At 59.5% G+C, this 24,589-nt stretch carries 22 protein-coding genes; 7 read left to right on the forward strand and 15 right to left on the reverse strand.

Annotation, left to right across the window (positions count from 1 at the left end; all coding sequences use genetic code 11):
• Positions 1-71: 71 nt before the first annotated feature.
• The 10 genes from pgi to dksA all read right to left on the reverse strand — a co-directional run bounded on the left by pgi (position 72) and on the right by dksA (position 13,018).
• On the reverse strand, positions 72-1,736 hold the full coding sequence (gene pgi / locus PMA3_RS03450; protein WP_064675862.1) for a glucose-6-phosphate isomerase: 1,665 nt from the start codon (positions 1,734-1,736) through the stop codon (positions 72-74).
• A 349-nt stretch (positions 1,737-2,085) separates the two neighbouring features.
• Complete coding sequence (panC, locus tag PMA3_RS03455; RefSeq protein ID WP_064675863.1) at positions 2,086-2,946, reverse strand: pantoate--beta-alanine ligase; 861 nt, start codon at positions 2,944-2,946, stop codon at positions 2,086-2,088.
• Positions 2,943-3,743, reverse strand: a complete 801-nt coding sequence (gene panB, locus PMA3_RS03460) for a 3-methyl-2-oxobutanoate hydroxymethyltransferase (RefSeq protein WP_064675864.1) — start codon at positions 3,741-3,743, stop codon at positions 2,943-2,945. The genes panC and panB overlap by 4 nt, the downstream gene beginning before the upstream one ends.
• A gap of 368 nt (positions 3,744-4,111) precedes the next feature.
• Positions 4,112-4,597, reverse strand: coding sequence for a 2-amino-4-hydroxy-6-hydroxymethyldihydropteridine diphosphokinase (gene folK, locus PMA3_RS03465; RefSeq protein ID WP_064675865.1), 486 nt, complete (start codon positions 4,595-4,597; stop codon positions 4,112-4,114).
• A gap of 3 nt (positions 4,598-4,600) precedes the next feature.
• Complete coding sequence (locus PMA3_RS03470; protein WP_064675866.1) at positions 4,601-6,001, reverse strand: polynucleotide adenylyltransferase PcnB; 1,401 nt, start codon at positions 5,999-6,001, stop codon at positions 4,601-4,603.
• Positions 6,002-6,824: 823 nt separating this feature from the next.
• Positions 6,825-8,261 (reverse strand): sigma-54-dependent transcriptional regulator, encoded by a 1,437-nt coding sequence (locus PMA3_RS03475; RefSeq protein ID WP_064675867.1) that lies wholly within the window; start codon positions 8,259-8,261, stop codon positions 6,825-6,827.
• 22 nt (positions 8,262-8,283) lie between these two features.
• Entirely contained in the window at positions 8,284-11,238 is a 2,955-nt protein-coding gene (locus tag PMA3_RS03480; RefSeq protein WP_162493641.1) for a sensor histidine kinase, read from the reverse strand.
• Entirely contained in the window at positions 11,222-11,398 is a 177-nt protein-coding gene (locus PMA3_RS31500) for a hypothetical protein (protein ID WP_003176118.1), read from the reverse strand. Before PMA3_RS31500 ends, PMA3_RS03480 begins: the two co-directional genes overlap by 17 nt.
• Positions 11,399-11,475: 77 nt before the next feature.
• Positions 11,476-12,372 carry a tRNA glutamyl-Q(34) synthetase GluQRS gene (gene gluQRS, locus PMA3_RS03485; protein ID WP_064675869.1) on the reverse strand — a complete coding sequence of 299 codons (897 nt, stop codon included), beginning with the start codon at positions 12,370-12,372 and terminating at the stop codon, positions 11,476-11,478.
• A 205-nt stretch (positions 12,373-12,577) separates the two neighbouring features.
• On the reverse strand, positions 12,578-13,018 hold the full coding sequence (dksA, locus tag PMA3_RS03490; RefSeq protein ID WP_007902025.1) for an RNA polymerase-binding protein DksA: 441 nt from the start codon (positions 13,016-13,018) through the stop codon (positions 12,578-12,580).
• A 334-nt stretch (positions 13,019-13,352) separates the two neighbouring features.
• Here dksA and PMA3_RS03495 point away from each other — a divergent pair, with 334 nt between their 5' ends.
• Positions 13,353-14,525 (forward strand): pyridoxal phosphate-dependent aminotransferase, encoded by a 1,173-nt coding sequence (locus tag PMA3_RS03495; RefSeq protein WP_064675870.1) that lies wholly within the window; start codon positions 13,353-13,355, stop codon positions 14,523-14,525.
• Positions 14,525-15,238: a DNA/RNA nuclease SfsA gene (gene sfsA, locus PMA3_RS03500; RefSeq protein ID WP_064675871.1), complete on the forward strand. Its 714-nt coding sequence runs from the start codon at positions 14,525-14,527 to the stop codon at positions 15,236-15,238. Before PMA3_RS03495 ends, sfsA begins: the two co-directional genes overlap by 1 nt.
• Here the strand turns inward: sfsA and PMA3_RS03505 are convergent.
• Positions 15,235-15,552 carry a Rieske (2Fe-2S) protein gene (locus tag PMA3_RS03505; protein ID WP_064675872.1) on the reverse strand — a complete coding sequence of 106 codons (318 nt, stop codon included), beginning with the start codon at positions 15,550-15,552 and terminating at the stop codon, positions 15,235-15,237. The two genes, sfsA and PMA3_RS03505, sit on opposite strands and share 4 nt — an antisense overlap.
• A 168-nt stretch (positions 15,553-15,720) precedes the next feature.
• On the opposite strand from PMA3_RS03505, the gene PMA3_RS03510 reads away from it, so the two are divergent.
• Genes PMA3_RS03510 through PMA3_RS03525 form a run of 4 tightly spaced genes read left to right on the forward strand, consistent with a single transcriptional unit; the run spans position 15,721 to position 19,279 of the window.
• Positions 15,721-16,593 (forward strand): heme/hemin ABC transporter substrate-binding protein, encoded by an 873-nt coding sequence (locus tag PMA3_RS03510; protein WP_064675873.1) that lies wholly within the window; start codon positions 15,721-15,723, stop codon positions 16,591-16,593.
• Between the two features lie 50 nt (positions 16,594-16,643).
• Positions 16,644-17,627 carry a FecCD family ABC transporter permease gene (locus PMA3_RS03515; protein WP_167355127.1) on the forward strand — a complete coding sequence of 328 codons (984 nt, stop codon included), beginning with the start codon at positions 16,644-16,646 and terminating at the stop codon, positions 17,625-17,627.
• Positions 17,627-18,394, forward strand: coding sequence for a heme ABC transporter ATP-binding protein (locus PMA3_RS03520; RefSeq protein WP_064675875.1), 768 nt, complete (start codon positions 17,627-17,629; stop codon positions 18,392-18,394). The genes PMA3_RS03515 and PMA3_RS03520 overlap by 1 nt, the downstream gene beginning before the upstream one ends.
• A 21-nt stretch (positions 18,395-18,415) precedes the next feature.
• The gene (locus PMA3_RS03525; RefSeq protein ID WP_064675876.1) at positions 18,416-19,279 is read left to right on the forward strand and encodes a ChaN family lipoprotein; all 864 of its coding nucleotides are present in this window, start codon (positions 18,416-18,418) and stop codon (positions 19,277-19,279) included.
• Positions 19,280-19,335: 56 nt separating this feature from the next.
• On the opposite strand, the gene PMA3_RS03530 is transcribed toward PMA3_RS03525, so the two are convergent.
• Both PMA3_RS03530 and PMA3_RS32990 read right to left on the reverse strand, forming a co-directional pair.
• On the reverse strand, positions 19,336-19,767 hold the full coding sequence (locus tag PMA3_RS03530; RefSeq protein ID WP_064675877.1) for a hypothetical protein: 432 nt from the start codon (positions 19,765-19,767) through the stop codon (positions 19,336-19,338).
• Entirely contained in the window at positions 19,754-22,372 is a 2,619-nt protein-coding gene (locus PMA3_RS32990) for an EF-hand domain-containing protein (protein WP_064675878.1), read from the reverse strand. Before PMA3_RS32990 ends, PMA3_RS03530 begins: the two co-directional genes overlap by 14 nt.
• A gap of 552 nt (positions 22,373-22,924) precedes the next feature.
• Here PMA3_RS32990 and PMA3_RS03540 point away from each other — a divergent pair.
• A complete protein-coding gene (locus tag PMA3_RS03540) occupies positions 22,925-23,209 on the forward strand; it encodes a DUF6124 family protein (RefSeq protein WP_064675879.1) in 285 nt (94 codons plus the stop codon).
• A 439-nt stretch (positions 23,210-23,648) separates the two neighbouring features.
• Here the strand turns inward: PMA3_RS03540 and PMA3_RS03545 are convergent, their stop codons facing one another.
• Together PMA3_RS03545 and PMA3_RS03550 are read right to left on the reverse strand one after the other, a co-directional pair.
• On the reverse strand, positions 23,649-23,921 hold the full coding sequence (locus PMA3_RS03545; protein ID WP_007971093.1) for a TfoX/Sxy family protein: 273 nt from the start codon (positions 23,919-23,921) through the stop codon (positions 23,649-23,651).
• A 293-nt stretch (positions 23,922-24,214) separates the two neighbouring features.
• Entirely contained in the window at positions 24,215-24,559 is a 345-nt protein-coding gene (locus PMA3_RS03550) for a pentapeptide repeat-containing protein (RefSeq protein ID WP_064675880.1), read from the reverse strand.
• Between the last annotated feature and the right edge of the window lie 30 nt (positions 24,560-24,589).

Raw genomic sequence — 24,589 nt, forward strand, 5'->3', positions numbered from 1 at the left:
ACGACCCTCGTGTAGGAGCGAGCCAAGCTCGCTCCTACAAGGTTAGTACCTCCCGCAGGAATGGCGTCGGATCAGCCGCGGTGACGACCGCGGAAGTAGTCGATCAGGCCTTGGGTAGACGCATCGTCAGCCGGGGTTTCCTCGCTGCCGACCAGGCGGTTGTAGACGCCTTTGCCCAGTTCCTTGCCCAATTCCACGCCCCACTGATCGAAGGCGTTGATGCCCCAGACCACGCTTTGCACGAAGACTTTGTGTTCGTACATCGCCACCAGCGCGCCGAGACGACGCGGGCTGATGCGCTCGACCACCAGGGTGTTGCTCGGACGGTTGCCCTGAATCACCTTGTGCGGGGCGATTTTCTGCACGTCTTCTTCGCTCATGCCCTTGTCACGCAATTCGGCTTCTGCCTCGGTGCGGTTCTTGCCGAGCATCAATGCCTGGCTTTGTGACAGGCAGTTGGCGTACAGCCACTGGTGGTGGTCGGACACCGGGTTGAAGCTGACGATCGGCACGATGAAGTCAGCCGGGATCAGCTGGGTGCCCTGATGCAGCAACTGGTGGTAGGCGTGCTGACCGTTGCAACCCACGCCACCCCAGATCACCGGACCGGTGTCGGTAGACACGGGAGTGCCGTCCTGACGCACGCTCTTGCCGTTGGACTCCATGTCCAGCTGTTGCAGGTGTTTGGTGATGTTGCGCAGATAGTGGTCGTACGGCAGGATCGCGTGGCTCTGCGCGCCCCAGAAATTGCCGTACCAAACGCCGAGCAACGCCAGCAGCACCGGCATGTTCTGTTCGAAAGGCGCGCTCTGGAAGTGCTGGTCCATGGTGTAGGCACCGGACAGCAGCTCCTTGAAGTTCGACATGCCGATGGCCAGGGCAATTGGCAGGCCGATGGCCGACCACAGCGAGTAACGCCCGCCGACCCAATCCCACATTGGGAAGATGTTTTCTTCACGGATACCAAACGCCACGGCCGCCGCGTTGTTGCTGGAGACGGCGATGAAGTGACGATACAGCTCGGCCTCCGAGCCACCTTGAGCCAGGTACCAGGCACGCGCGGCCTGGGCATTTTTCAGGGTTTCAAGGGTGTTGAAGGATTTCGACGAGACGATGAACAGCGTGGTCTCGGCGCGCAGCTTCATGGTCAGTTCGTGAAACTCGGTGCCATCGATATTCGCCAGGTAATGGCAGCGCACGCCTTTCTGTGCGTAGGACAGCAGCGCTTCGGAGACCAGCTCCGGGCCGAGGAAGGAGCCACCGATGCCGATGTTCACTACGTCGGTGATCGGCTTCTCGGTGTAACCGCGCCACAGACCATCGTGAATACGGCCGACGAGGTCGGTGATCTGGTTCAGTACCTTGTGCACTTCCGGCATCACGTTGACGCCGTTGACCGACAGCTTGTCGCCCACCGGGCGGCGCAGGGCGGTATGCAAGGCCGGACGACCTTCCGATGAGTTGACGATTTCGCCGTCGAACAGCGCTTTGATCGCGCCCTGGAGGTCGACTTGGTTGGCCAGGCCCACCAGCAGATCGCGGGTCTCGGCGTTGATCAGGTTCTTCGAATAGTCGAGAAACAGACCACAGCTGCTGAGGGTGAATTGAGTAAAGCGCTGCGGATCGGCATTGAAGGCTTCGCGCATGCTGAAATCCTGCATGGCTTGGCGGTGATCTTTCAACGCTTGCCAGGCGGGCAGAGCGGTCACATCGTGAGGAGTGCGGTAGTACGCCATCGCTGCGGGTTTCCTTTTTACTTGAACGGCCTTTTGAACACTAAAAATACCGGAGCGCTGTGGGTGGGCGGTCCGGTCAACTGCGTCGACACGATTTCATGGCGCAGGGCGAATACAGTAACTCTCGCGCGGTGATCTGTCTTGACTTTGTCTGACCTGTTTCCGGTACTTTTTTGACAGCGAACCGGGAATAGTCCGACGGATGGAGGGAGAAAGTACTGCGTTATGAATATAGCCGCAGATCAAATGTGGGAGCGGGCTTGCTCGCGAAGTGGGTGAGTCAGTCAACACATTTGTTGACTGACCCACCCACTTCGCGAGCAAGCCCGCTCCCACAAGGGGCGGTGTTTTATGCGGATGCGTCGAGGTTCAGGTGCAGGTTGTCGATCAACCGCGTGGTGCCGAGGAACGCCGCCACCAGTATCACCAGGTCCCGATCCTGCGCAGTCGCCGGGCGCAGGGTCTGGGCATGGCGAATTTCCAGGTAATCAGGACGCAGGCCAGCCGCTTCCAGTTGCTTGATCTGCGCCGAAATCAACGTCGGGAAATCCCGGTCGCCTTGTTTGATGGCTTCGGCAATCGCCGACAGTGTGCGATACACAATCGGCGCAACCGCCCGCTGTTCTTCGCTGAGGAAACCATTGCGCGACGACAGCGCCAGGCCATCGGCCGCCCGCACGGTCGGTTCTCCAATGATCTGGATCGGCATGTTCAGGTCATGGACCAGGGATTTGATCACCGCCAGTTGCTGGAAGTCTTTCTGCCCGAAGATCGCGAGGTCCGGCTGGACCATGTTGAACAACTTGCTGACGACCGTCGCCACCCCTTCGAAATGCCCGGGACGGCTGGCGCCGCACAAACCTTCGGAGAGTTGCGGGACACTGACCCGGGTCTGGCCGGCGGTGCCCTCTGGGTACATTTCTTCGACAGATGGCGCGAACAGCAAATGGCAACCGGCCTGGAGCAATTTTTCCTGGTCGGCGGCGAGGGTGCGGGGGTATTTGTCGAGGTCTTCGCCGGCGCCGAATTGCAGCGGATTGACGAAAATGCTCGCGACGACGAAATCCACCCGTTGGGTGGCCTTGGTAATCAGCGCGACATGACCGCTGTGCAGGTTACCCATGGTCGGCACGAAGCCGATGCGCTTGCCTTCGCCGCGGGCACGGGCCACGGCGGCCCGCAGTTCGCGTACGGTTTTGACGGTGTTCATGCAGAGAATCCGTGTTCGATAGCTGGAAAAGAAGCCGCTTTGACTTCGGTGACGTAAGCGCTCAAGGCCGCGTGAATGCTGGTTTGGCCAGTCATGAAGTTTTTCACGAACTTTGGCACGCGGCCGGTGATGGACAGGCCCAGCATGTCGTGCAGCACCAGCACTTGGCCATCGGTGCCGCTGCCGGCGCCGATGCCGATCACCGGGATCTTCACCGCCTGGGTGATTTCTTCGGCCAGTTCACTCGGCACGCATTCGAGCAGCAGCATTGCCGCGCCGGCCTGTTCGAGGGAGATCGCGTCGGCACGCATCTGCCGCGCCTGGTTTTCGTTGCGGCCCTGGACTTTGTAACCGCCAAGGATGTTCACCGACTGCGGCGTCAACCCCATGTGCGCGCATACCGGAATGCCGCGCTCGGCCAGCAGGCGGATCGAATCCGCCAGCCACAAGGCGCCTTCGACCTTGACCATGTGCGCCCCGGCTTGCATCAACAGCGCGCTGTTGGTCATGGCCTGGTCGGTGGTGGCGTAGGCCATGAAGGGCAGGTCGGCAAGAATCAACGCATCGGCGTTGCCGCGTTTGACGGCTGCCACGTGATACGCCATTTCAGCGGTGGTGACCGGCAGGGTGCTGTCGTGGCCCTGCAAAACCATGCCGAGGGAGTCGCCCACCAGCAGCACTTCGACACCCGCTTCATTGCAAGCGTGGGCGAAAGTGGCGTCATAGCAGGTCAGCATGGTGATCTTTTCACCTTTTTGCTTGAGACCTTGCAGTGTGGTCAGGGTGATGGCTGGCATGAAAAGTTCCTCATTCAGGCGCTGTGGAAACTACTGCGAGTAACGCGCGTGATTCTTCGTTAAATACAGGCGCACGGTCTGTTGTCGTGCTTTGAAGGCCTGGATTGCGCCCTTTAACGCCGTATTGGCGGCAGCGGGACGCCTATAGTCGTGAGGAGAACTCGGGAAGTCAATTGGGTGTGTTACCGCGTTGTTACGTGTGGGGTGTTACCGGGGGGACTGATGCGTTTCAGCAGGCGCAGCTCTTGTATTCGACACAAACCCCTCTGTGGGAGCGGGCTTGCTCGCGAATGCGGTGTGTCAGACAACAGGTGTGCTGGATGACACACCGCATTCGCGAGCAAGCCCGCTCCCACAAGGGATCTGCGTCAATCTTGGGGGAGGCGTTCCAGGCCGACGAACGGGCAGGCGGCGAGCAATTCCGGGAGGCTGCGGCCATCGGCCAGGCGCAAATCCGCTGGCGCCAGTTCTGCCAGGGGATACAGGACGAAAGCCCGTTCCTGCAGATGGTAATGAGGCACTTTGAGGCGAGGCTCATCGATCAGCCGATCACCGAACAGCACAATGTCGAGATCCAGCGTGCGCGGCCCCCAACGTTCGAGACGCTCGCGGCCCTGCCCGTTCTCGATCGCTTGCAGCGCATCCAGCAGCTCCAGCGGTGGCAGCGTGCTATCGAGGGCGGCGACGGCGTTGGTGTAGCGCGGTTGCCCGGGCAGCAGCGAATCGCTTTGATAAAACGCCGAAACCCCAACCAGTCCGGTCTGCGGCAACTGTGCCAGCGCATCGATCGCGCTGCGCAATTGTTCGGCGGGGTCAGCCAGGTTGCTGCCCATGCCGATGTAGATGCGTTCCATGGCTTACTCGCCCGGGGCGCTCGGGGCGCCGGCTGCGCGTTTGCGCTTGGCGCCACCGCTGCGGCGACGTTTGCGTGGCGCTCCGGTGCCGTCATCCTTGCCGCTGAGATCGCGGATCATGTCCCGACGTTCGCTGTCGTTGGCGTCCTGATAATCCGTCCACCATTCGCCCAGGCCATCGGTCTGTTCGCCGGCGCTTTCGCGCAGCAGCAGGAAGTCGTAACCGGCGCGGAAGCGTGGATTGTCCAGCAACAGGTCGGCACGTTTGCCGCTGCGGCGGGGCAGGCGCTCCTGCATGTCCCAGATCTCGCGGATCGGCATGGTGAAGCGTTTAGGAATCGCGATCCGCTGGCACTGTTCGGCAATCAGCTCATGGGCCGCTTCCTGCATGGCCGGGATAGGCGGCATGCCACGCTCCTGCAAACGCAGGACTCGCGCCGGCAGCGCCGGCCAGAGCAGGGCGGCAAAGAGGAACGCCGGGGTCACCGGTTTATTCTGCTTGATCCGCAGGTCAGTGTTGATCAACGCATCACTGATCAGCGTGTGGGTGTACGTCGGGTTGTATTCCAGCGCTTCGGCACTGGCCGGGAACAGCGGATCGAACAACTGCAGGTCGACCAGCATCTCGAAGGTGTCCGCGGCATGGCCGGAGAGGAACAACTTGAGGACTTCTTCGAACAGGCGGGCAGACGGGATTTCACGCAGCATCGGCGCCAGTTCACGAATGGGCGCGGCGCTGTGTTTTTCGATGCCGAAATTCAGCTTGGCGGCGAAACGAACGGCCCGCAACATCCGCACCGGGTCTTCCTGGTAACGTTGCTTCGGATCGCCAATCAGGCGGATCAAATGATTGCGAATGTCGTGTACGCCATTGGCGTAATCGAGAATGCGTTCGCTGACCGGATCGTAATACAGGGCGTTGATGGTGAAGTCGCGGCGTTGCGCGTCCTCTTCCAGCGTGCCGTAGACGTTGTCGCGCAGAATGCGTCCGCTCTCGTTGCGAGAAGACTGATTGCTGTCTTCTTCTTCATCGTTTTGCGGATGATTGGCACGGAAGGTCGCGACTTCGATGATTTCGCGGCCAAAGTGGATGTGTACCAGTTTGAATCGACGCCCGATGATCCGCGCGTTGCGGAATTCGGCCCGGACCTGTTCCGGTGTGGCACTGGTGGCGACGTCGAAGTCTTTTGGGGTAATGCCCAGCAGCATGTCGCGCACACAACCACCGACCAGATAAGCCTGGTAACCGGCGTTCTGCAGGCGTTCGACGATATTCACCGCGTAACGGCTGAATTGCGTCTTTTGCAGCGAATGTTGGCCGCTGTTGAGCACTTCAGGCGTGCTGCGAATGTGTTGCGTATGACGCTTGGGAGAACGGAATGACTGGAACAGCTTCTTCAGCATGGGATGCACTGTTTGAAGGAATGTTCGGCCAAAACGAAGAATGACCGCATGATGGGCGGGGATTCTAGCATTTAGTCGGGGGATGGTGTAGGACGCAGTAGATGTAGGAGCATCCGGTTGACGCTCGATTGCTCGCGATGGTTGTGAACGATAACGCGTACAGCCTGATACCCAACGACGCCCTCAGGTTCTTCGCGAGCAATCGAGCGTCGACCGGCTGCTCCTACAGGAAGCGGGGGTGGAGGGGAATCGCGGAAACTACAAGGGGAGCCGAAGCTCCCCAAGAAAGTAGTTGCATGCTCTATTTTTATTTTTAATTCGGGCTTCTTGTTTTTGTTGAGTGCCCTCGCCATGAAGATTTTCCTTCATGACCCTCCCAATCGGGAGCCAAGAGCAAACGGATTGCTTTGGTCGCTGTGTTGCAGTGATCTTGCGATCCAACCAGTTCAGGCACTGTCTAGAGACAGTTTTTATTGTTCTCGGCCTGGTCGTGGGGCACGCCCCAAATACAACGCCTCTCCAAAAGAATCAGTTAGCTGCGCCTCTCGCCGTCTTGTTTTTATTGTGCGTGAGTCGATTCGTCTTATTTTTATTGTCTTGTGCATTGCTTGTTATTGTTCTTGTACCAAACATATAGCAGGGTGCGTGCCAACTTTTGTGAACCTCAGCAAAACAAGGGGTTGCGTGGTCTGGACGGCTTTTTCGAGGCCCAAAAAAACCGGGGCTTCGTTACCGTAAGCCCCGGTTTCTGTTACGTGAGAAAGCTGAGGTAACAGTTTCTTCACGATTTTCAGGTGTTACCCGCACATCGGACAGCTGTGGTTCAGCTCTCGCTGGCCACGCCGGTCTTGCGCCGCGGAATGCCCAGGCGCTGGCGGCGTTCCCACAGGCATTTGCGGCTGACCCCGAGTTTGCGGGCCAGCTCGGTTTCGGTCATGTGGTCCTGATGTTCGAGAACGAAGTGCTGGAAGTAGTCTTCCAGTGACAGGTCTTCGGTCGGCTCGTGGCTGCTGTTTCCGGCGCTGTTACCTTGTTGCGGCACCAGGCCGATGAAGTCGTCTTCTTCCAGGTCGCTCAGTTCGATGTCGATACCCAGCAGTTCGGCGGAAATCTCCGGGCTCTCGCACAGGATGACCGCGCGCTCGACGGCATTTTCCAGCTCGCGAACGTTACCCGGCCAGGAATAGTGACGAATCGCCTGCTCGGCGTCCGCGGCAAACCTCAGGTCGGTGCGATTGACGCGCGCGCTCTGCCGCGCCAGGAAGGCATTGGCGATTTCGTTGACGTCCGCACCGCGTTCGCGCAGGGCTGGCAGTTTCAACGCAATCACGTGGAGGCGATAGTACAAGTCCTCCCGGAACTGGCCGATCTTCGCCAGGCTCTTGAGGTCGCGGTGAGTCGCGGCGATCAGGCGTACATCGACCTTCTGCGACTGCACCGAGCCCACCCGGCGAATTTCGCCTTCCTGCAGCACGCGCAGCAGACGGGCCTGGGCTTCCAGTGGCAGTTCGCCGATTTCGTCAAGGAACAGGGTGCCACCATCGGCCGCTTCTACCAGGCCGGCACGCCCGGCGCTGGCGCCGGTGAACGCGCCTTTTTCGTGGCCGAACAGTTCGGACTCGATCAGGCTTTCCGGAATGGCCGCGCAGTTCACCGAGATCATCGGTGCCTTGGCGCGTCTGGACAAGTTGTGCAGGGCACGCGCCACCAGTTCTTTACCGGTACCGGACTCGCCCTGGATCAGGACATTGGAGTCGGTTGGCGCGACTTTGCGGATCTTGCTGTACAGGTCCTGCATCGGCGGGCACGAGCCGATGATGCCGATTTCCCCGTTGCTGTTGTCGATACCCGGCTTTGCCGCGCCATTGCCGGTTTTGCCGGCGACAGGTTCGCTGCTGGTTTGCGCCGATTGCCGGTCACGCAGGATGCGCGCGACGGCCTGGAGCATTTCGTCGTGATCGAAAGGCTTGGCGATGTAATCCACCGCGCCCATCTTCATCGAATCGACCGCCGAACGCAGGCTGGCGTAGCTGGTCATGATCAGCACCGGCGTGCCCTGGCCAAGCTTGATCAGCTCGGTGCCCGGTGCGCCAGGCAGGCGCAGGTCACTGACGATCAGGTCGAACGTGGGAATGGTGAAGCGTTCTTGTGCTTCCTGCACTGAACCGGCTTCGCTGACCTGGTACTGGTTACGTTCCAGCAGGCGGCGCAAGGCGGAGCGGATGATTGTTTCGTCTTCGACGATCAAAATGTGCGGCATTGATTCGATACTCTCGACGGTCTCAGTTCACAGCGGACGTCGCTTCGACATGACGCGGCAAGGTCACCCGGATACGGGTGCCGCGTTGGCTTTGTACATCAGCCGGGCTGTCGATGGTGATTTGTCCATAATGCTCTTCAACGATGGAATAGACCAGTGCAAGGCCCAGACCGGTGCCTTCGCCAGGATCCTTGGTGGTGAAGAAAGGTTCGAACAGTCGATCCATGATGCTCGAGGGAATACCGCTGCCTTCGTCTTCGACGATCAAATCGACCGTGTGTTCGCCGGCTTCGCTCTTGACCCGCACCGCACTGCCGGGAGGCGAGGCGTCACGGGCGTTGGAGAGCAGGTTGATCAGTACTTGGGCCAGGCGCTGAGGGTCGCCTTCAACCCAGTGGTCGGGGTCGCAAAGGTTGTAGAACTGCACTTCGAAATTGCGTCGGTTCAGGGCCAGCAGGCCGATGGCATCCTGGGCCACTTCAGCCAGACAGACGGGCTCGTCGCTGTGCTGGTGACTGCCGGCGTGGGCAAAGCTCATCAGCGATTGAACGATGCGTGACACGCGTTTGGTCTGTTCGAGGATCTGCCCGCTGATTTCCTTCAGTTCGCTGTCGTCTTCGCGCTCTTCGCGCAGGTTCTGGGCCAGGCAGGCGATGCCGGTGATCGGGTTGCCGATCTCATGGGCCACGCCGGCGGCGAGGCGGCCGATGCTGGCCAGTCGCTCGGAGTGAACCAGCTTGTCTTCGAGCATCTGGGTTTCGGTCAGGTCTTCCACCAGCAGCACCAGGCCACTGTTACCCGGCGCCAGGGGTTCGTCGATCGCCGCCTTGTGCAGATTCAGCCAGCGGGTCTGGCCATCGAGGGCCAGGTGCTGCTTGTGCAAGTGTTCGTCGGGCAGATCGATGAAGCCTTGCAACAGCGCTTTCCAGGGATCGGCGATGGTGCTCAGGCGCGAGCCGACCACACGTTGGGCGGCAATCCCGGTCAATTCCTCCATGGCTTTGTTCCACATGAGGATTTCCTGATCCTTGGCCAGGGAACAAACACCCATCGGCAATTCCTGCAAGGTCTGGCGGTGATAGCGGCGCAGTGCATCGAGTTCGGCGGCAAGGCCTGTGAGGCGCGAATGGTAATCCTCGAGCCGGCTTTCGATGAAGTGGATGTCTTCAGTCACATAGTTTTCGCCGCCGGCCTTATAAGGCAGGAAGGTTTCCACCATGTCCTGGGCCACGCTCGGTCCCATCAGGCCGGACAGGTTGGCTTCGATTCGGTCACGCAAACGGCGCAAGGCGTAAGGTCGGCGCTCGTCGAATGGCAGATAAAGGTCGTGCAGGGCTTGCTCGACTTCTTTCTGTGCGGCCTTGGCGCCCAAGGGTTTGGCCAGCTGCGTGGCGAACTCCTGGGGCGAGGCGGCGTGCAGTTCCCGGCGTTGCGGGCGACGCACGTTGTCCACGGCGCAGGCTTCGGCGGCGCTGGCCTCTTCGGCGCTGGCGTTGGTGAACAGCGAAATCAGGGTGAACATCAGCACGTTGGCCGCCAGCGAGGCGATGGCCGCCATGTGCCAACTGGTGTCGTCCAGCACGTAGATCATGTTCAGCAGCGGAATATAGAAACCCTGCAGATTGCCCACCAGCGGCAGCAGCATGGTGACCAGCCACACCAGGATCCCGGCAAGCAGGCCGGCGATGAAGCCGCGGCGGTTGGCGGTCGGCCAGTACAGGACCGACAGCACGCCCGGCAGGAATTGCAGGGTGGCGACGAAGGCGACGATGCCCAGGTTGGCCAGGTCCTGCTCGGCGCCCAGCATCAGGTAGAAACCGTAGCCGGCCATGATGATCGCGACGATCAGCGCCCGGCGGGTCCACTTCAGCCAGCGATAGATATTGCCTTCGGCCGGCGGCTGGTAGAGCGGCAGTACCAGGTGATTCAGCGCCATTCCGGACAGCGCCAGGGTGGTGACGATGATCAGCCCGCTGGCCGCCGACAAACCACCGATGTACGCCAGCAGCGCCAGGGCCTTGCTGTTGGCGGCGATACCGATGCCCAGGGTGAAGTATTCCGGGTTGGTGGTGGCGCCGAGTTTCAAGCCGGCCCAGAGAATCAACGGCACGGCCAGGCTCATCAGCAGCAGGAAGAGCGGCAGGCCCCAGCTGGCGCTCACCAGGGAGCGCGGGTTGAGGTTTTCGGTAAAGGTCATGTGATACATGTGCGGCATCACGATCGCCGAGGCGAAAAACACCAGCAGCAACGTGCGCCATGGCCCTTCCTGTAGCGGTGTATGCAGGGCGGCGAGGGCGGTCTGGTTTTGCAGCAGCCACAATTCCAGCTGTTGCGGGCCGTCGAACACGCCGTACAGTGCATACAGGCCGACACCGCCAATGGCGATCAACTTGATCACCGACTCGAAGGCAATCGCGAACACCAGCCCTTCATGCTTCTCGCGGGTGGCGATATGGCGCGAACCGAAGAAAATCGTGAACAGGGTAATCAGCGCGCAGAAGCTCAAGGCCACGCGGTGCTGGACCGGTTCGCGGGTGAGGATGCCAATGGAGTCGGCCACCGCCTGAATCTGCAAGGCCAGCAACGGCAGCACGCCGATCAGCATGAAGATGGTTGTCAGCGCCCCGGCCCAGGTGCTGCGGAAGCGGAACGCGAACAAATCGGCCAGGGACGACAGCTGATAGGTGCGGGTGATCTTCAGGATCGGGTACAGCAACACCGGCGCCAGCAAAAACGCCCCGGAGACCCCGAGGTAACTGGACAGGAAACCATAGCCGTACTGATAGGCCAGGCCCACCGTGCCGTAAAACGCCCAGGCACTGGCGTAGACGCCCAGCGACAGGGTGTAGGTCAGCGGGTGGCGAATGATCGCCCGGGGGATCATGCCCCGTTCGCTGACCCAGGCGACGCCGAACAGCACCGCCAGGTAGGCGGCGCTGATCAGGATCATCTGGGTCAGGCTAAAGCTCATCGGCATCTTTTTGGCTCTGCAGGATGAAGGTCACGACGATCAGGATCAGCCAGAGCAGATAGGGGCGATACCAGGCGCCAGTAGCGTCGATCCACCAATCCATGATGGCCGGGGAGAACAGATAAATCCCCACTACCAGGAGCAGGACCAAGCGATAGATGTACATCCCGGCCTCTCTTCTTTATGCGCGTGCCCGAAAACGTGCGGCGATGGTAACGGATGGGCGCGCCACTGCAAGTGTCATCACTGTAGCTGCGCTTCGGGCAGGTTGAGTGTGCGCGGGATCTTCAGTGCGTCCCAGTGGACGATGCCCCAGTCCAGCACTTCCCGTGGTGTGGCATACGCCAGTTCGGCGCCCAGGTTTTGTCCGAGCGCGCGCAACGCACGCAGCAGCAGCGGCGTCGCCTGATCTTCGGTCAACGGCGGCGAACGGTAGGACTTGCCGAGCTTGTTGCCGTCGGGCTGGGTAATCAGCGGGATATGCAGGTAACGCGGCTGTGGCAGGCCAAGCAGTTCTTGCAGGTAGAGCTGGCGCGGGGTGGAGTCCAGCAGGTCGGCGCCCCGGACAATATCGGTGATGCCTTGCCAGGCATCGTCCAGCACCACCGCCAGTTGATAGGCGTAGAGCCCGTCGCGGCGGCGGATCACGAAATCGCCGACTTCACGGCCCAGGTGCTGGCGGAATTCGCCCTGGACCCGGTCGATGAAGTGGTATTCCAGTTCCGGAACACGCAGGCGAATCGCGGCATCTTCGGTGCCGTGACCGGCGTTGCGGCACAAGCCTGGATAAATCCCGTGATAGCGCTCCAGTTGTTTGCGCGAACAGGTGCAGGCGTAGGCCAGGCCATGATTGAACAGGCGATTGAGCACTTCGGCGTAGGCCTCGTGCCGGTCGCTCTGTCGGACCATTTCGCCATCCCACTCGAAACCGTAGCTTTCCAGCGCCTTGAGAATGGCCGCCTGGGCGCCGGGTTCTTCCCGAGGTGGATCGAGATCTTCCATGCGCATCAGCCAGCGACCTCCCACCGCACGCGCGTCGAGGTACGACGCCAGCGCTGCGACCAGCGAACCGAAATGCAGATGTCCACTGGGCGTGGGAGCAAAGCGCCCGATGTAGGCGGAAGAGGTGATGGCGGTCATAAGGCGATGTCAGGCTGTCCAATCGTTTCGAGCATGGCTTGAAGCCGCCTTCGCGAGCAAGCTTCGCTCCTACAGAATATTGCGCCAGTCTTTGTAGGAGCGAAGCTTGCTCGCGAAGGCAATTCCGAAGACGCCACAAATATCAGCGAATGTCAGAAACAAAAACGGAGCGTTCGCACGCTCCGTTCTTTCGTTCAAGTCGAGATCACTTGCCGACTTGCTTTTCCTTGATTTCCGCCAGGGTCTTGCAATCGACGCACATGTCGGCGGTAGGGCGGGCTTCGAGTCGCTTGACGCCGATTTCGACGCCGCAGGACTCACACCAGCCATACTCTTCGTCTTCGATCAATTGCAGGGTCTTGTCGATTTTCTTGATCAGCTTGCGCTCGCGATCACGGGCGCGCAATTCGAGGCTGAATTCTTCTTCCTGGCTGGCACGGTCTGCCGGGTCCGGGAAGTTGGCCGCTTCGTCTTTCATGTGATCAACCGTACGGTCGACTTCCTGCATCAAGTCCTGTTTCCACTTGTTCAGGATCTTGGTGAAGTGAGCGCGCATGGGCTTGCCCATGTATTCCTCGCCCTTTACTTCTTTGTAGGGTTCGAAACCGCTGATCGACTGATTTTGCTGCTTTGCTTGGGTGGGCATGAAATGGACCGCCTCTACTCTTGTAATCCATTGCGCAGGATTGCTCCATCACCGACACCTGCCGGCCCTGCGGCTGCAAGCGGGCGAACTTACCAGATCAAATCGGGCCGCGCTACTCCCGGATGTCGAGGTAGTGGCCTTCAGTGCTTGCAAATGTATGCCAAGCCCTGTCTGGTGGTGTTGGAGGCCTGATCAAATATTGATTTTAGCCAAACCTGGGACACACGCTTGAGTCGTTTGAGACCGGCGTTATATGGGTCTGACCGCTTTAGGTTCTCGCTCGTTCCTGCGCTTGGGTAGAATCGGTTTTTTTCCCTGTTTTGAAGGAAGGCCAATGGCTCAGCCCTACAGTGCCCGCAGTCGCGCGATCGAACCTTTCCACGTCATGGCGCTGCTGGCGCGGGCGAACGAACTGCAAGCCGCCGGCCACGACGTGATCCACCTGGAAATCGGCGAGCCGGACTTCACTACCGCCGAGCCGATCATCCAGGCCGGCCAGGCGGCACTGACGGCGGGCAAGACCCGTTACACCGCAGCGCGCGGTATCCCGGAGTTGCGCGAGGCCATTTCGGGCTTCTATCAGCAGCGTTACGGGTTGAATATCGATCCGCAGCGCATTCTCATCACCCCCGGCGGCTCTGGCGCGCTGTTGCTGGCCAGCGCCCTGCTGGTGGACCCGGGCAAGCACTGGCTGCTGGCGGACCCGGGGTACCCGTGCAACCGGCATTTCCTGCGGCTGGTGGAAGGCGCGGCACAGCTTGTTCCTGTCGGTCCGGAGGTGCGTTATCAGCTGACGCCGGACCTGGTGGCCCGTCATTGGGACCACGACAGTGTCGGCGCGTTGGTGGCGTCGCCGGCCAACCCGACCGGGACCATCCTGACCCGCGATGAATTGGCGGGCCTGTCTGCCGCCATCAAGCTGCGCCACGGCCATCTGGTGGTGGACGAGATCTACCACGGCCTGACCTATGGCACCGACGCGGCCAGTGTGCTGGAAGTGGATAACGACGCCTTCGTCCTAAATAGTTTTTCAAAGTATTTCGGCATGACCGGCTGGCGACTCGGTTGGCTGGTCGCACCCGAAGCTGCAGTCGGTGAGCTGGAAAAACTCGCGCAGAACCTCTACATCAGTGCCCCAAGCATGGCCCAGCACGCCGCGCTGGCCTGCTTTGAGCCGGCCACCATCAGCATTCTGGAAGAGCGTCGCGCCGAATTCGGCCGGCGTCGGGATTTCCTGCTGCCGGCCTTGCGGGAATTGGGCTTCGGCATCGCCGTGGAACCGGAAGGGGCTTTTTACTTGTACGCCGATATCAGCAAGTTCGGCGGTGATGCCTTCGCGTTCTGCCGACATTTCCTCGAAACCGAGCATGTGGCGATTACCCCTGGACTCGACTTCGGCCGTTATCAGGCCGGGCATCACGTGCGGTTTGCCTACACCCAGAGTCTGGTGCGCTTGCAGGAAGCGGTCGAGCGGATTGCGCGCGGCCTGCGGAGCTGGCAAGGCTGATGCGCTTTCATCCGCCACTCGAAGAAGGCCGCCTGATCCGCCGTTACAAACGCTTTCTCGCAGATATCGAGACCGTTGACGGTGAGTTGCTGACCATTCACTGCCCGAACACCGGTTCCATGCTCAATTGCCAGGTCGAGGGCGGGCAGGTCTGGTTCAGTCGTTCCAATGATCCGAAACGCAAACTGCCCGGCACCTGGGAAGTTGGCGAAACCCCGCAGGGGCGGCTGTTTTGCGTGAACACCGGGCGGGCCAACGGCTTGATCGAGGAGGCATTGCGGGCCAGCGTCATCACCGAACTGAACGGCTTTACCGGGCTGAAGCGTGAAGTGGCCTATGGCCAGGAAAGCAGCCGCATCGATTTCCGCCTCGATTACCCGAGCGGACCGGCCTATGTGGAAGTCAAAAGTGTCACCCTGGGGTACGACGGTTCATTGGTGGCGGCGTTTCCCGATGCGGTGACCCAGCGCGGGGCCAAGCATCTACGGGAGTTGGCTCATTTGGCCCGGGACGGGATTCGCGCGGTGCAGTTGTATTGCGTGAACCTCACCGGAATAGAAGCGGTGCGCCCTGCCGAAGAAATCGATTCAGCCTACGCCGCCGCACTGCGTGAGGCGGTGGCCTGTGGGGTCGAGGTATTGGCCTATGGGGTGCGGTTGACCCACGAAGAGATGGTGGTCGATCGACGTCTGGACGTATTGCTCAACGGTTAAAGACTGACCCAGATCCCTTGGTCGTCCTCGCGGCAGTCAACGCTGGACAGGGATTGCCCGGCGCACGGGCCGGCGACGCATTCGCCGTCTTCGATCAGAAACAGTGCGCCATGGGTGGCGCACTGGATCAGGCTGTTGCTGGGGTCGAGAAACTGGTTGGGGGTCCATTCCAGCCCGACGCCACGGTGCGGACAGCGATTGATATAGACGTAAGCCTGGCCGCCCCGGCGCACGGCAAAGAGTTTCTGGCCGTCGATCTCGAAACCGCGGCTGCTGTTATCGGCCAGTTCGACGCCGGTACAAAGAAACTTCATGTCTATCCTCAAGTGCCGCCGCTAGTGACCGGATATGTCCGAGCTTGACGTTCAAATGCAAACAATTATCAAATGGCCGCTTCGCCCATCGGCTGGGCAGGTGCCGGATGCCGAGGATACTTGGCCTGTCATCTCGATGCCTGGGAAAAACTTTCAAGGAAGCTGTTTATGCGCCTGAGTACCCACGTTGCTGCGCTCTGTGCCGGACTTCTCGTCAGCTATCACGCCGTAGCGGCCGAGTTGCCACAGCGTTGGGTCAGTGCCGGAGGCGCGCTGTCGGAGTGGGTCTGTGCGCTGGGTGGCGAGTCGAAACTGGTGGGGGTCGATACCACGAGCCAGCACCCGCAAACCCTTAAGGCACTGCCCAGTATCGGTTATCAGCGGCAATTGTCGGCGGAGGGTATTTTGAGTTTGCGTCCGCAGATTCTGATCGGCACCGAAGAAATGGGGCCGCCGCCAGTGCTATCACAGGTTCGCAGTGCCGGCGTGCAAGTCGAGCTGTTCTCCGCCCAGCCGGATCTGCCGACCTTGCAGGCTAATTTGCAGCACCTGGGCAAGTTGCTTGGCGCGCAAGACCGGGCGTCGCAATTGCTTCAGGGGTATCAACAGCAACTCGAGCAGCAAAAGGTCCGGGTTACCCGGGCGCAATTGCAGGAAAAGTCGCCGGGCGTCCTGATGCTGCTCGGCCATGCAGGCGGCAAGCCGCTGATTGCCGGCAAGGACACCGCCGCCGACTGGTTGCTGCAAAAGGCCGGTGGGCACAATCTGGCAACACATTCCGGCTACAAACCTTTTTCCGTCGAATCGCTGGTCAGCCTGGACCCTGACGTGTTGGTGTTTGCCGATCGTGCGCTCACCGGCGATGCCGCGCGGGCAGCGCTGTTCAAGGAAAATCCGATCCTGTCCTCGACCCGCGCGGCCAAGGACGGGCGAGTCATGGAACTCGATCCAACCTTGCTGGTGGGCGGCCTCGGGCCGCGGTTGCCCGACGCGTTGAAATCTCTGTCTGACGGCTTCTTCCCCGGTTCTGCCGGCCAATGACCATCCTGGTTAAACCGCGTGCTTTGTTCATTGGCTTGAGCCTGCTGTGTTTGCTGGCGGTCTGGCTGTCGTTGGCGCTGGGCCCCGTCAGCTTGCCGCTGTTCGATACCTTGCGTGCGGCGTTGCGGCTGATCGGCTTGCCCATTGCGGCCGACGGGCTGGAGCAGGCGGAGCTGATCCTGGGACAGATTCGCTTGCCGCGCACGCTATTGGGGTTGGCGGTGGGGGGCGTCCTGGCATTGTCCGGCGTGGCGATGCAGGGACTGTTTCGTAACCCGCTGGCAGATCCGGGGTTGGTCGGGGTTTCCAGCGGCGCGGCGCTGGGCGCGGCGATCGCGATTGTCGGCGGTTCGATATTCGGCGGCCTGCCGGAAGCCTTCGGGCCTTATCTGTTATCGCTGTGCGCATTCATAGGTGGGCTCGGCGTCACGGCGCTGGTATATCGGCTGGGCCGGCGCAACGGGCAGACCCATGTCGCGACCATGTTGCTGGCGGGTATCGCCTTGACCGCGCTGGCCGGTTCCGCCGTGGGGCTGTTTACCTACCTGGCCGACGACGCGACCCTGCGGACGCTGACATTCTGGAACCTGGGCAGTCTGAACGGCGCCAGCTATGCACGACTCTGGCCGTTGTTGCTGATCACGGTGGGCGTGGCGCTGTGGCTGCCGCGCCGGGCCAAGGCGCTGAATGCGTTGCTGCTGGGGGAGTCGGAGGCCGGTCACCTGGGCATCGATGTGGAACGGCTCAAGCGCGAGCTGGTGTTCTGCACGGCGTTGGGTGTCGGCGCGGCGGTCGCGGCGGCCGGGATGATCGGCTTTGTCGGGCTGGTGGTGCCGCACCTGGTGCGACTGCTGGCGGGGCCTGATCATCGTGTGCTGTTGCCGGCCTCGGTGCTGGCGGGCGGCAGCCTCCTGTTGTTTGCCGATCTGGTCGCACGATTGGCGCTGGCGCCGGCCGAGTTGCCCATCGGGATCGTCACGGCCTTCATTGGTGCACCGTTCTTTCTGTATTTGCTGCTCCGGGGGCGTGCCTGATGTTGCGAACGCAAAATCTGCAGATCCGTCGGGGTCGAAAGATCGTATTGACCGACATCACGCTCGAGGTCAAGCCGGGCGAAGTCCTTGGTGTGCTGGGGCCGAACGGTGCCGGAAAAAGCACCTTGCTCGGCGCCTTGTGCGGCGAGTTGCAGGCTGACCAGGGCAATGTCTGGCTCGATGAGCGCGAGTTGAGCCACTGGGCCGGGGCGTTGCGAGCCCAGCGCCTGGCCGTGTTGCCGCAGGTATCGACCCTGGACTTCGCTTTTCGCGTCGAAGAAGTGGTCGGCATGGGCCGCTTGCCCCATCAGAGCGGTCGGGTCCGGGATGATGAAATCGTCGCCGCCGCGTTGCAGGCTGCCGATGCCGGACATCTGACAGGCCGCAGCTACCTGGCCTTGTCCGGCGGCGAACGCCAGCGGGTGCATCTGGCGCGGGTGCTGGCACAACTCTGGCCGGGTGAGGCGGGGCAGACCCTGTTGCTCGATGAACCGACCTCGATGCTCGACCCGCTGCATCAGCACACCACCCTGCAAGCGGTGCGCACGTTTGCCGATCGCGGCGCGGCGGTATTGGTGATCCTGCATGATCTGAACCTGGCGGCGCGCTATTGTGATCGCCTGCTACTGCTCGAAGGCGGGCGCCCGGTGGCACTCGATACGCCGGAGCAGGTATTGCGTCCGGAACCGCTCAAGGCGGTCTTCGGCCTGGAAGTACTGGTGCAACAGCATCCGGAGCGTGGGCATCCGCTGATCATCGCCCGCTGAGTATCTGATAGGGATGAGTCCATGCGTGTAATGTTGATTCTGGCAGTCCTGGTGCTGAGTGCGTGCCAGCATGTTTCGGCACTGCCCCCGGTCGTCGGTGAGATCCGCGACTTGCGCAGCGGCCGGGGCCTGACGCCGCAGGAACTGGTTGCGCAATTGGCCAAGCCTTCGCGGCTGATCGTCGGCGAGCAGCATGACAATCGCGATCACCATGCACTGCAGCTGTGGTTGTTGCAGTTCCTGGGTGATCAGCGACCTCAGGGCAGTCTTTTACTGGAGATGCTCACGCCGGACCAGCAGCCACGCGTCGACGAGGTGCGCCACGCTTCGGCACCGCCGGCGGATTTGCCCGGTGCGTTGGCTTGGCAGGAAGGTTGGGATTGGGGTTTGTATGGACCGATCGTACGTTTCGCCCTGAGCCAACCGTATCCGCTGCTGTCCGCGAATCTGACCACAGCGCAAGTCCGGGCCATCTATGCCAACCCTCCCACCTTGAGCGGCTCGCGCTCCAACGCGCCTTCGGTCCAGGACGAACTGCTGCAGCAAGTCAGCGATTCCCATTGCGGCCTGCTGCCCAAAACACAGATGCCGGCAATGCTTGCGGTTCAGCAGCAGCGTGATCGGCGCATGGCTGAGCGGCTGCTTGTCGCGCCTGAGCCTTCAATGCTGTTTGCCGGCGCCTATCACGCCCGCAAGGACGTCGGCGTGCCGATCCATGTACTGGATCTGGGAGCAACCGAGGTGCCAACGGTACTTATGCTGGCGGAACAGGGACGCGAGATCACGTCGGATTTGGCTGATTATGTCTGGTACACGCCGGTTAGGCCGACGCCGGATTATTGTGAGCAAATGCGAAAGCAGTTCGGCAAGCAGCCTGCGAAATGATGTTGTTCAAAATAGCGGAGTCGTTGTAATCCGGTTGGTGTGCCAGGATGTCGAGACTAAATATCTGCCTCTAATATTATATTTTTAATGAAGGCTTCTCTTCTCACTACTTCGTCCAGTATGCAGTTTGCTTTTAGAAGTTCTGCTCTTTGCCCTCCAAGGTCATTGTACGCTGCACACTTCTCGTTGATGTATGTCTCCCATAATTCAGAGCTTTTGTCGATCGATAATTTGATTCTCTTAATTAGTGGGTCTTCGGTAGAGCTGTTCATCTGATCAGTTATGTTTTTTTTATGTTTCTCTGTTTCGTCTTGTATGCAAGAAAGTATGGATGGGTAAACCCCTCGTGCGTTTGTAATGCATGCAGAATGCTCTTGGTCAATAGCCGTCTTTGCGGGACTTAGTGGGTCGGTGTTTGCCTGAGATTGGATAATAAAAAATGCAATGGGTAGCGAAAAAACCAGCTTGATGATGTTATTCGATTTCATTATCAGTTTGCTCCAACTCTAATAGTCTTCTTTTTTCATCCTTTGCCCTAGCAAGCAGCCCTGGCTGCAAATCAGGTGAGCTTGAAAAAAGGCGAGAATTATTTGAAATTTTATAATCTTGTACTGCGCATATGATATCTACGGCAGGAGCCGATAGCATGTCCAGGTCTTTAATTGCCTTAATAATTAATTTTGTTTGTGGACCAAACTGCACGCTTGTCGACCACACCATGTCATTCAAGGCGGCATTTTTATTCTCAACTGGGAATCCATGATGCCTCAAAATGTCACTCATCTGGACGTCATAATGAGTTTTTTTAATGTAGTCATGCTGTGCATTTCTAAATTCCTGTGGATTGCTTGATGCAATGTCCTTCCACCTGTTGTTGAATTCTTCGGTCCCTGCATCGGTTCCTAGAAATGTATAAAAATATTCAGATTGCTCAACAAACTTTTGAACGACCCCCATCTTTGAAGACATTTGGTAAACTCCATAAGAAACTCCACCATAATCACCTCTTCCTGTTGATATGACACCGGGACCTCTACCTCCCGACTCATAATGCTCAGATGTAGTGCCCAACACCCATACTCCGGGCCTCTTGTTTTTGAATGTTCCTATCATTCCAATTGGATGAAAGTGAAAAACCTTGCCCCACGACGGCAACCCCACTTTCTCCGCGACGTCACCCCACCAACTCATTTGCTGTATCCGTTGCTTCTCCGCCAGCCAGTTCAAGTGCGGAGTCGAGCCGCTATGGCCGAGCAATTCATCCAGCGCATCCCACTTCTGCGTCTGGTGAAACCACTCGCTTTCCTTGCGGATAATCAACTGCGAGATCGCTTGCGCGTGGGCCGGCAGGCGGAGGGCTGCTTGCAGTTCTTCGGCGGTCATCTTGCCGTCGCGGTTACGGTCGATGATCTCGAACAGCCGGCTTTTCATCGGCCCTTGGTCATCCTTGTCAGCCAAGGGACGAAAATGCTCGCGTTGCTCTTCGGTGAAACCGTCGATGGCGCTGAGAAACGAGGCCATCAAGTGTTTGGGCGTGCTGTAGTCGAAAATCAGGTCATAACCCTCCCAGGACCAGGGACTGAGCCAAGGCGTGATGCCGACTTCCTCGTGCACCCAGCCGTCGAGCAGGTTGTTGTCGGCGTCGTGGAGCAGCCCCTCCAGGCGATACCAATTGCTGGCTTTGCGGCTGTCGCTCGCGGTCACCTGCATTTTCCTGTCGGCCGGCAACGCCTCCAGCACACTCTTGGGGACCAATAAGTCGGCCGCACTGAGTGGGCTGGCGGCACTCAATACTTTCAGTTGGGCGGCCGTGACATTCTCTTGATGAGGCACCACGGCGGTGCCTTTGGCGAGCTTGAGCCAGGTTCTGGTTTTTTCCGGTAGGCGCTGGGCCCAGGCGCGACTGTCCTCGATGAATAAATCGACGTCATCGTTACTGAACACTTCCAGGTGCAGCTTTTCCTCTGGCTGATCCGCGCCGCCGTCCTGGTACTTGCCGAGGTGACCGATCAACGCGCCGGCCTTGATGGGGACAGGCGTGTCGAGCACCACTACGCGATCCAACGCCAGCGGTTCCGGCGCACCTTCCAGCGAGTCGAAATGCACATACTGATTCACGCGTTCCAACTTACGAAACTCGCCTTCCCCACTGACCCTGACCACCGTCCCCACCGGCAGCTCTACAAGTACCTGGCTAGTAACGCTTGGTTCGACGCGAACATTGACCCACTCTTTTGAAGACGTGATTCGGTGCTCATTGCCTGCAACCGGTTGCAGAAGGCTGGCGGCAAGGAAACCGGCTATCGAGCCATCGGCATTCATCAGTTTGGCAGGACCGAGGCTGTTCTCCAGCTTGCGGTAGCCCCCCGCGCCACTGACGGTTACCTCCGCGCCGCGCGGCAGGAGGTCGATCACCTGGCCCGGCCAGGCCTTGATGCGCACGTTCAGGCCACGCTCTTCAGGGTTTCCGGGGCGGAGGTCGTTCACCGTCTGTTTGACCCGGAGGATCGGGCTCTCGGGCCAAAACGCCGGGCGAGCGATGGCGATGTCCTCCCGGTACACCGACCAGTCCCGCAGGTGCATGTACAGGCTGTAGAAGATCAGGCTGCGCGGCGTGTCCGGGCTACCTTCGATCTTTGGTGGCTGAAGCCGATGGCGGACCAGCACGAAGTTACGCGAGAAGGGTTTTTCGACGGTTTGTTTATTGACGAAATAGGTCGTGGTCGGCGCCTGCGTGTCGATGCGGTAGGCCACCACTTCACCGTCGGCCAGGCACTGCACGCTGGATTGATTCAAGCCGCCGGCGGTGCCGCTGTCGAAGTGCACACCGCCGTGCCACAGGCCGCTGCGTCCCAAGGGGAAATAGCCAGCTTTGGCCTTGGCCATGTGGGTCAGTTGCGACAGCGGGTTGCGTTTGTCCTTGAACGGATGGCTCCAGTTTTTCAGTGGTGAAAGAGTGTCGACGCTGGGTTGCGTAGACAACTGGATGGGCCGGGTATTGGGCGTCGGCAAGATCGGTGGTGCCGGCCGATTCACCCGAGAGTCTCTGCGGGTGTCGTGAAATCCAAAAAGCCGGGCAAGCAAGTTGACCATGTTGATTGTCGCTCCTTGTTTCGCACAGGATCAGGCAGAAAAATCAGCGAGCTCTCCCTGGTCCTTTGGGGCTGGATAGCTTTGGGGAATTTGATTTAGCTGGAAATAAGACGCTTCCGATGAGCATGTAGGACGCTTCCGGGTTTATGGCGTGCTTGATTTGGCGGGATTGGGGGAGGTGGCTAGGGTTTGCCAGGTGTCGCTTAGGTGAGTTTGTTGATTGCTCTCGCGATGACTTCCTGAAAGCTACAGCACCTTGCGTCGTTGCCTACAGGTACGCCAGAATCCGCCGGCTTGTGCGCCTTGTGCCTGCTCGGTAACTTGATTCGTGTCACTGATCGTCAGTGATCGGGTTTAGTAGCCCGTGGTATTTGAAGAGTGCACAGGCGTCCGCCAGACAGGTATTTCCATGCCTGAATTTGATGGTGGCTGTGCGTAGGGCGTCCTCGGGCGCGCCGGCTTTCTTCATTTCCCCGGTCTACTAACCTGCGTACAGCCGCCACCCCTTGTATTAGTAGCGAGGAGTGGCTGCACCATCAGGAAATGAAAATTATGTCCAAGGTAACGCCTGATCCGCCGAACAGTGATTCGGCCGCCGACATCATGTCCACGCCCCGCAATCCCTGCAGTTTCTTCATCGTCAACCCTGAGCTCGATACCGAAACACTGCTGGCCTATGCGTGCGAATCGCTGGCGTCGGCCAATGTCATGGCCACCGATCTGGTAGATCATCTGCAAGGGACGTCGCGCAATGCTTTGCTGGGCATTGCGCAAGTCATCATGCTGGGTGAGCTAGCGGTAAATCGGGCGTTGGATCGGATCGAGGCGCCTGAATAGTCACAACAATCAAAAGATCAAAAGATCAAAAGATCAAAAGATCAAAAGATCAAAAGATCAAAAGATCAAAAGATCAAAAGATCGCAGCCTGCGGCAGCTCCTTGGGTTGGCTTGCCAGCGAAGGCGGCCTCGAGTCGTGCACCGCCCATGAAGACGCCTTCGCCAGCAAGCCGGCTCCTACAGTTAGCTCGGCCGAAAAACATACAAACCTTTCGCCCAAAAAAAGACCCGGCAAGAGCCGGGTCAAATAACCGTGATTAGCCTGATGAGGAGATATCTGAGAGTCCGAACCAAGGGCTTTTCAAATATCGACCAGTCTCGCGACCAGTTGTGATAATCATATCGATTCTCATTACCATGTCAACAGCTGATTTTTCATTTGCTTGAAATCGGCCATCAGCTCATTGGAGAGGCCCGCAATCATTGGGCCTGGTGATTGTCAGTTTTTGTGACGCGAAGAAATGGCTTCCAATTGTTTGTTCAGGGCTTCCTTTCGTTCGGCGGGAATATCGTTCCAGTGCACGTCCATCAAGGCGCCTTCGATCGCATATAACAACACCTTGGACGCCCGGAACCCGCGGGTGCGCACCGCCCGGTAAGCGTCCACCGCCCCCAGACGACGCAAATCCGACGCGCTGTGGATGCCCACGGCATGCAACCACTGCGCTGACGTCTTGCCAAGATTCTTCAGGTGCTGCAGTTCATCATTCATCAAGCCTCCTTGCGACGGCCGAACGGTGCGTGGGCGAGCCTCTCAGCAGTGTAGCCATCAGTAGGAAAAGCGTGATTGTTTGCTTGGTTTCAATGCAAATGCTTCTAAGAGTGGGACTAGGCGGTGAAAGGATGTCTGCGAAAGCAGTAGAGGAGGGGCATGCAAAATACTGTGGGAGCGAGCTTGCTCGCGATGAGGGCGTGTCAGTCGACATCTAGGTGTCTGACGCACCGCCTTCGCGAGCAAGCTCGCTCCCACAGAGAATTGTGTCGTGTCAGGGAGGTGAGGTGGTGCTAGCGGGGGCGGTATCGCAGGCGCGTACCGAAATTCATCGACATCAGTATTTCATCCGCACTCAGTTCTGGCGGGAAGTAGGCCCCGGAGATCTGCGCATGGGCCAGGCTTGCGCCTTCCAGGATCGAGTGGCTGAAGTCGATGCCGCGCAAGTCGGCGGAGCGGAAGTAGGCATTGCTGAAATCAATGCCGTCGGCATTCAACTCACGCAGGTCGAGCCCCCGGAAATCGCCACCGACCATGTCGATGATTCCTTCCTGGGGTCGTTCGTTGTTGAAACCTGTGATGTCGTCTTTGTGCAGCAAGGCATAAAGCGGTGTGTCGAGAAGTCTGGGCTGGCTCATGTCACATCACCTCTTGGTTTATGAGGCCAG

The sequence above is a fragment of the Pseudomonas silesiensis genome (genome assembly GCF_001661075.1).
Taxonomy (GTDB): Bacteria; Pseudomonadota; Gammaproteobacteria; order Pseudomonadales; family Pseudomonadaceae; genus Aquipseudomonas; species Aquipseudomonas silesiensis.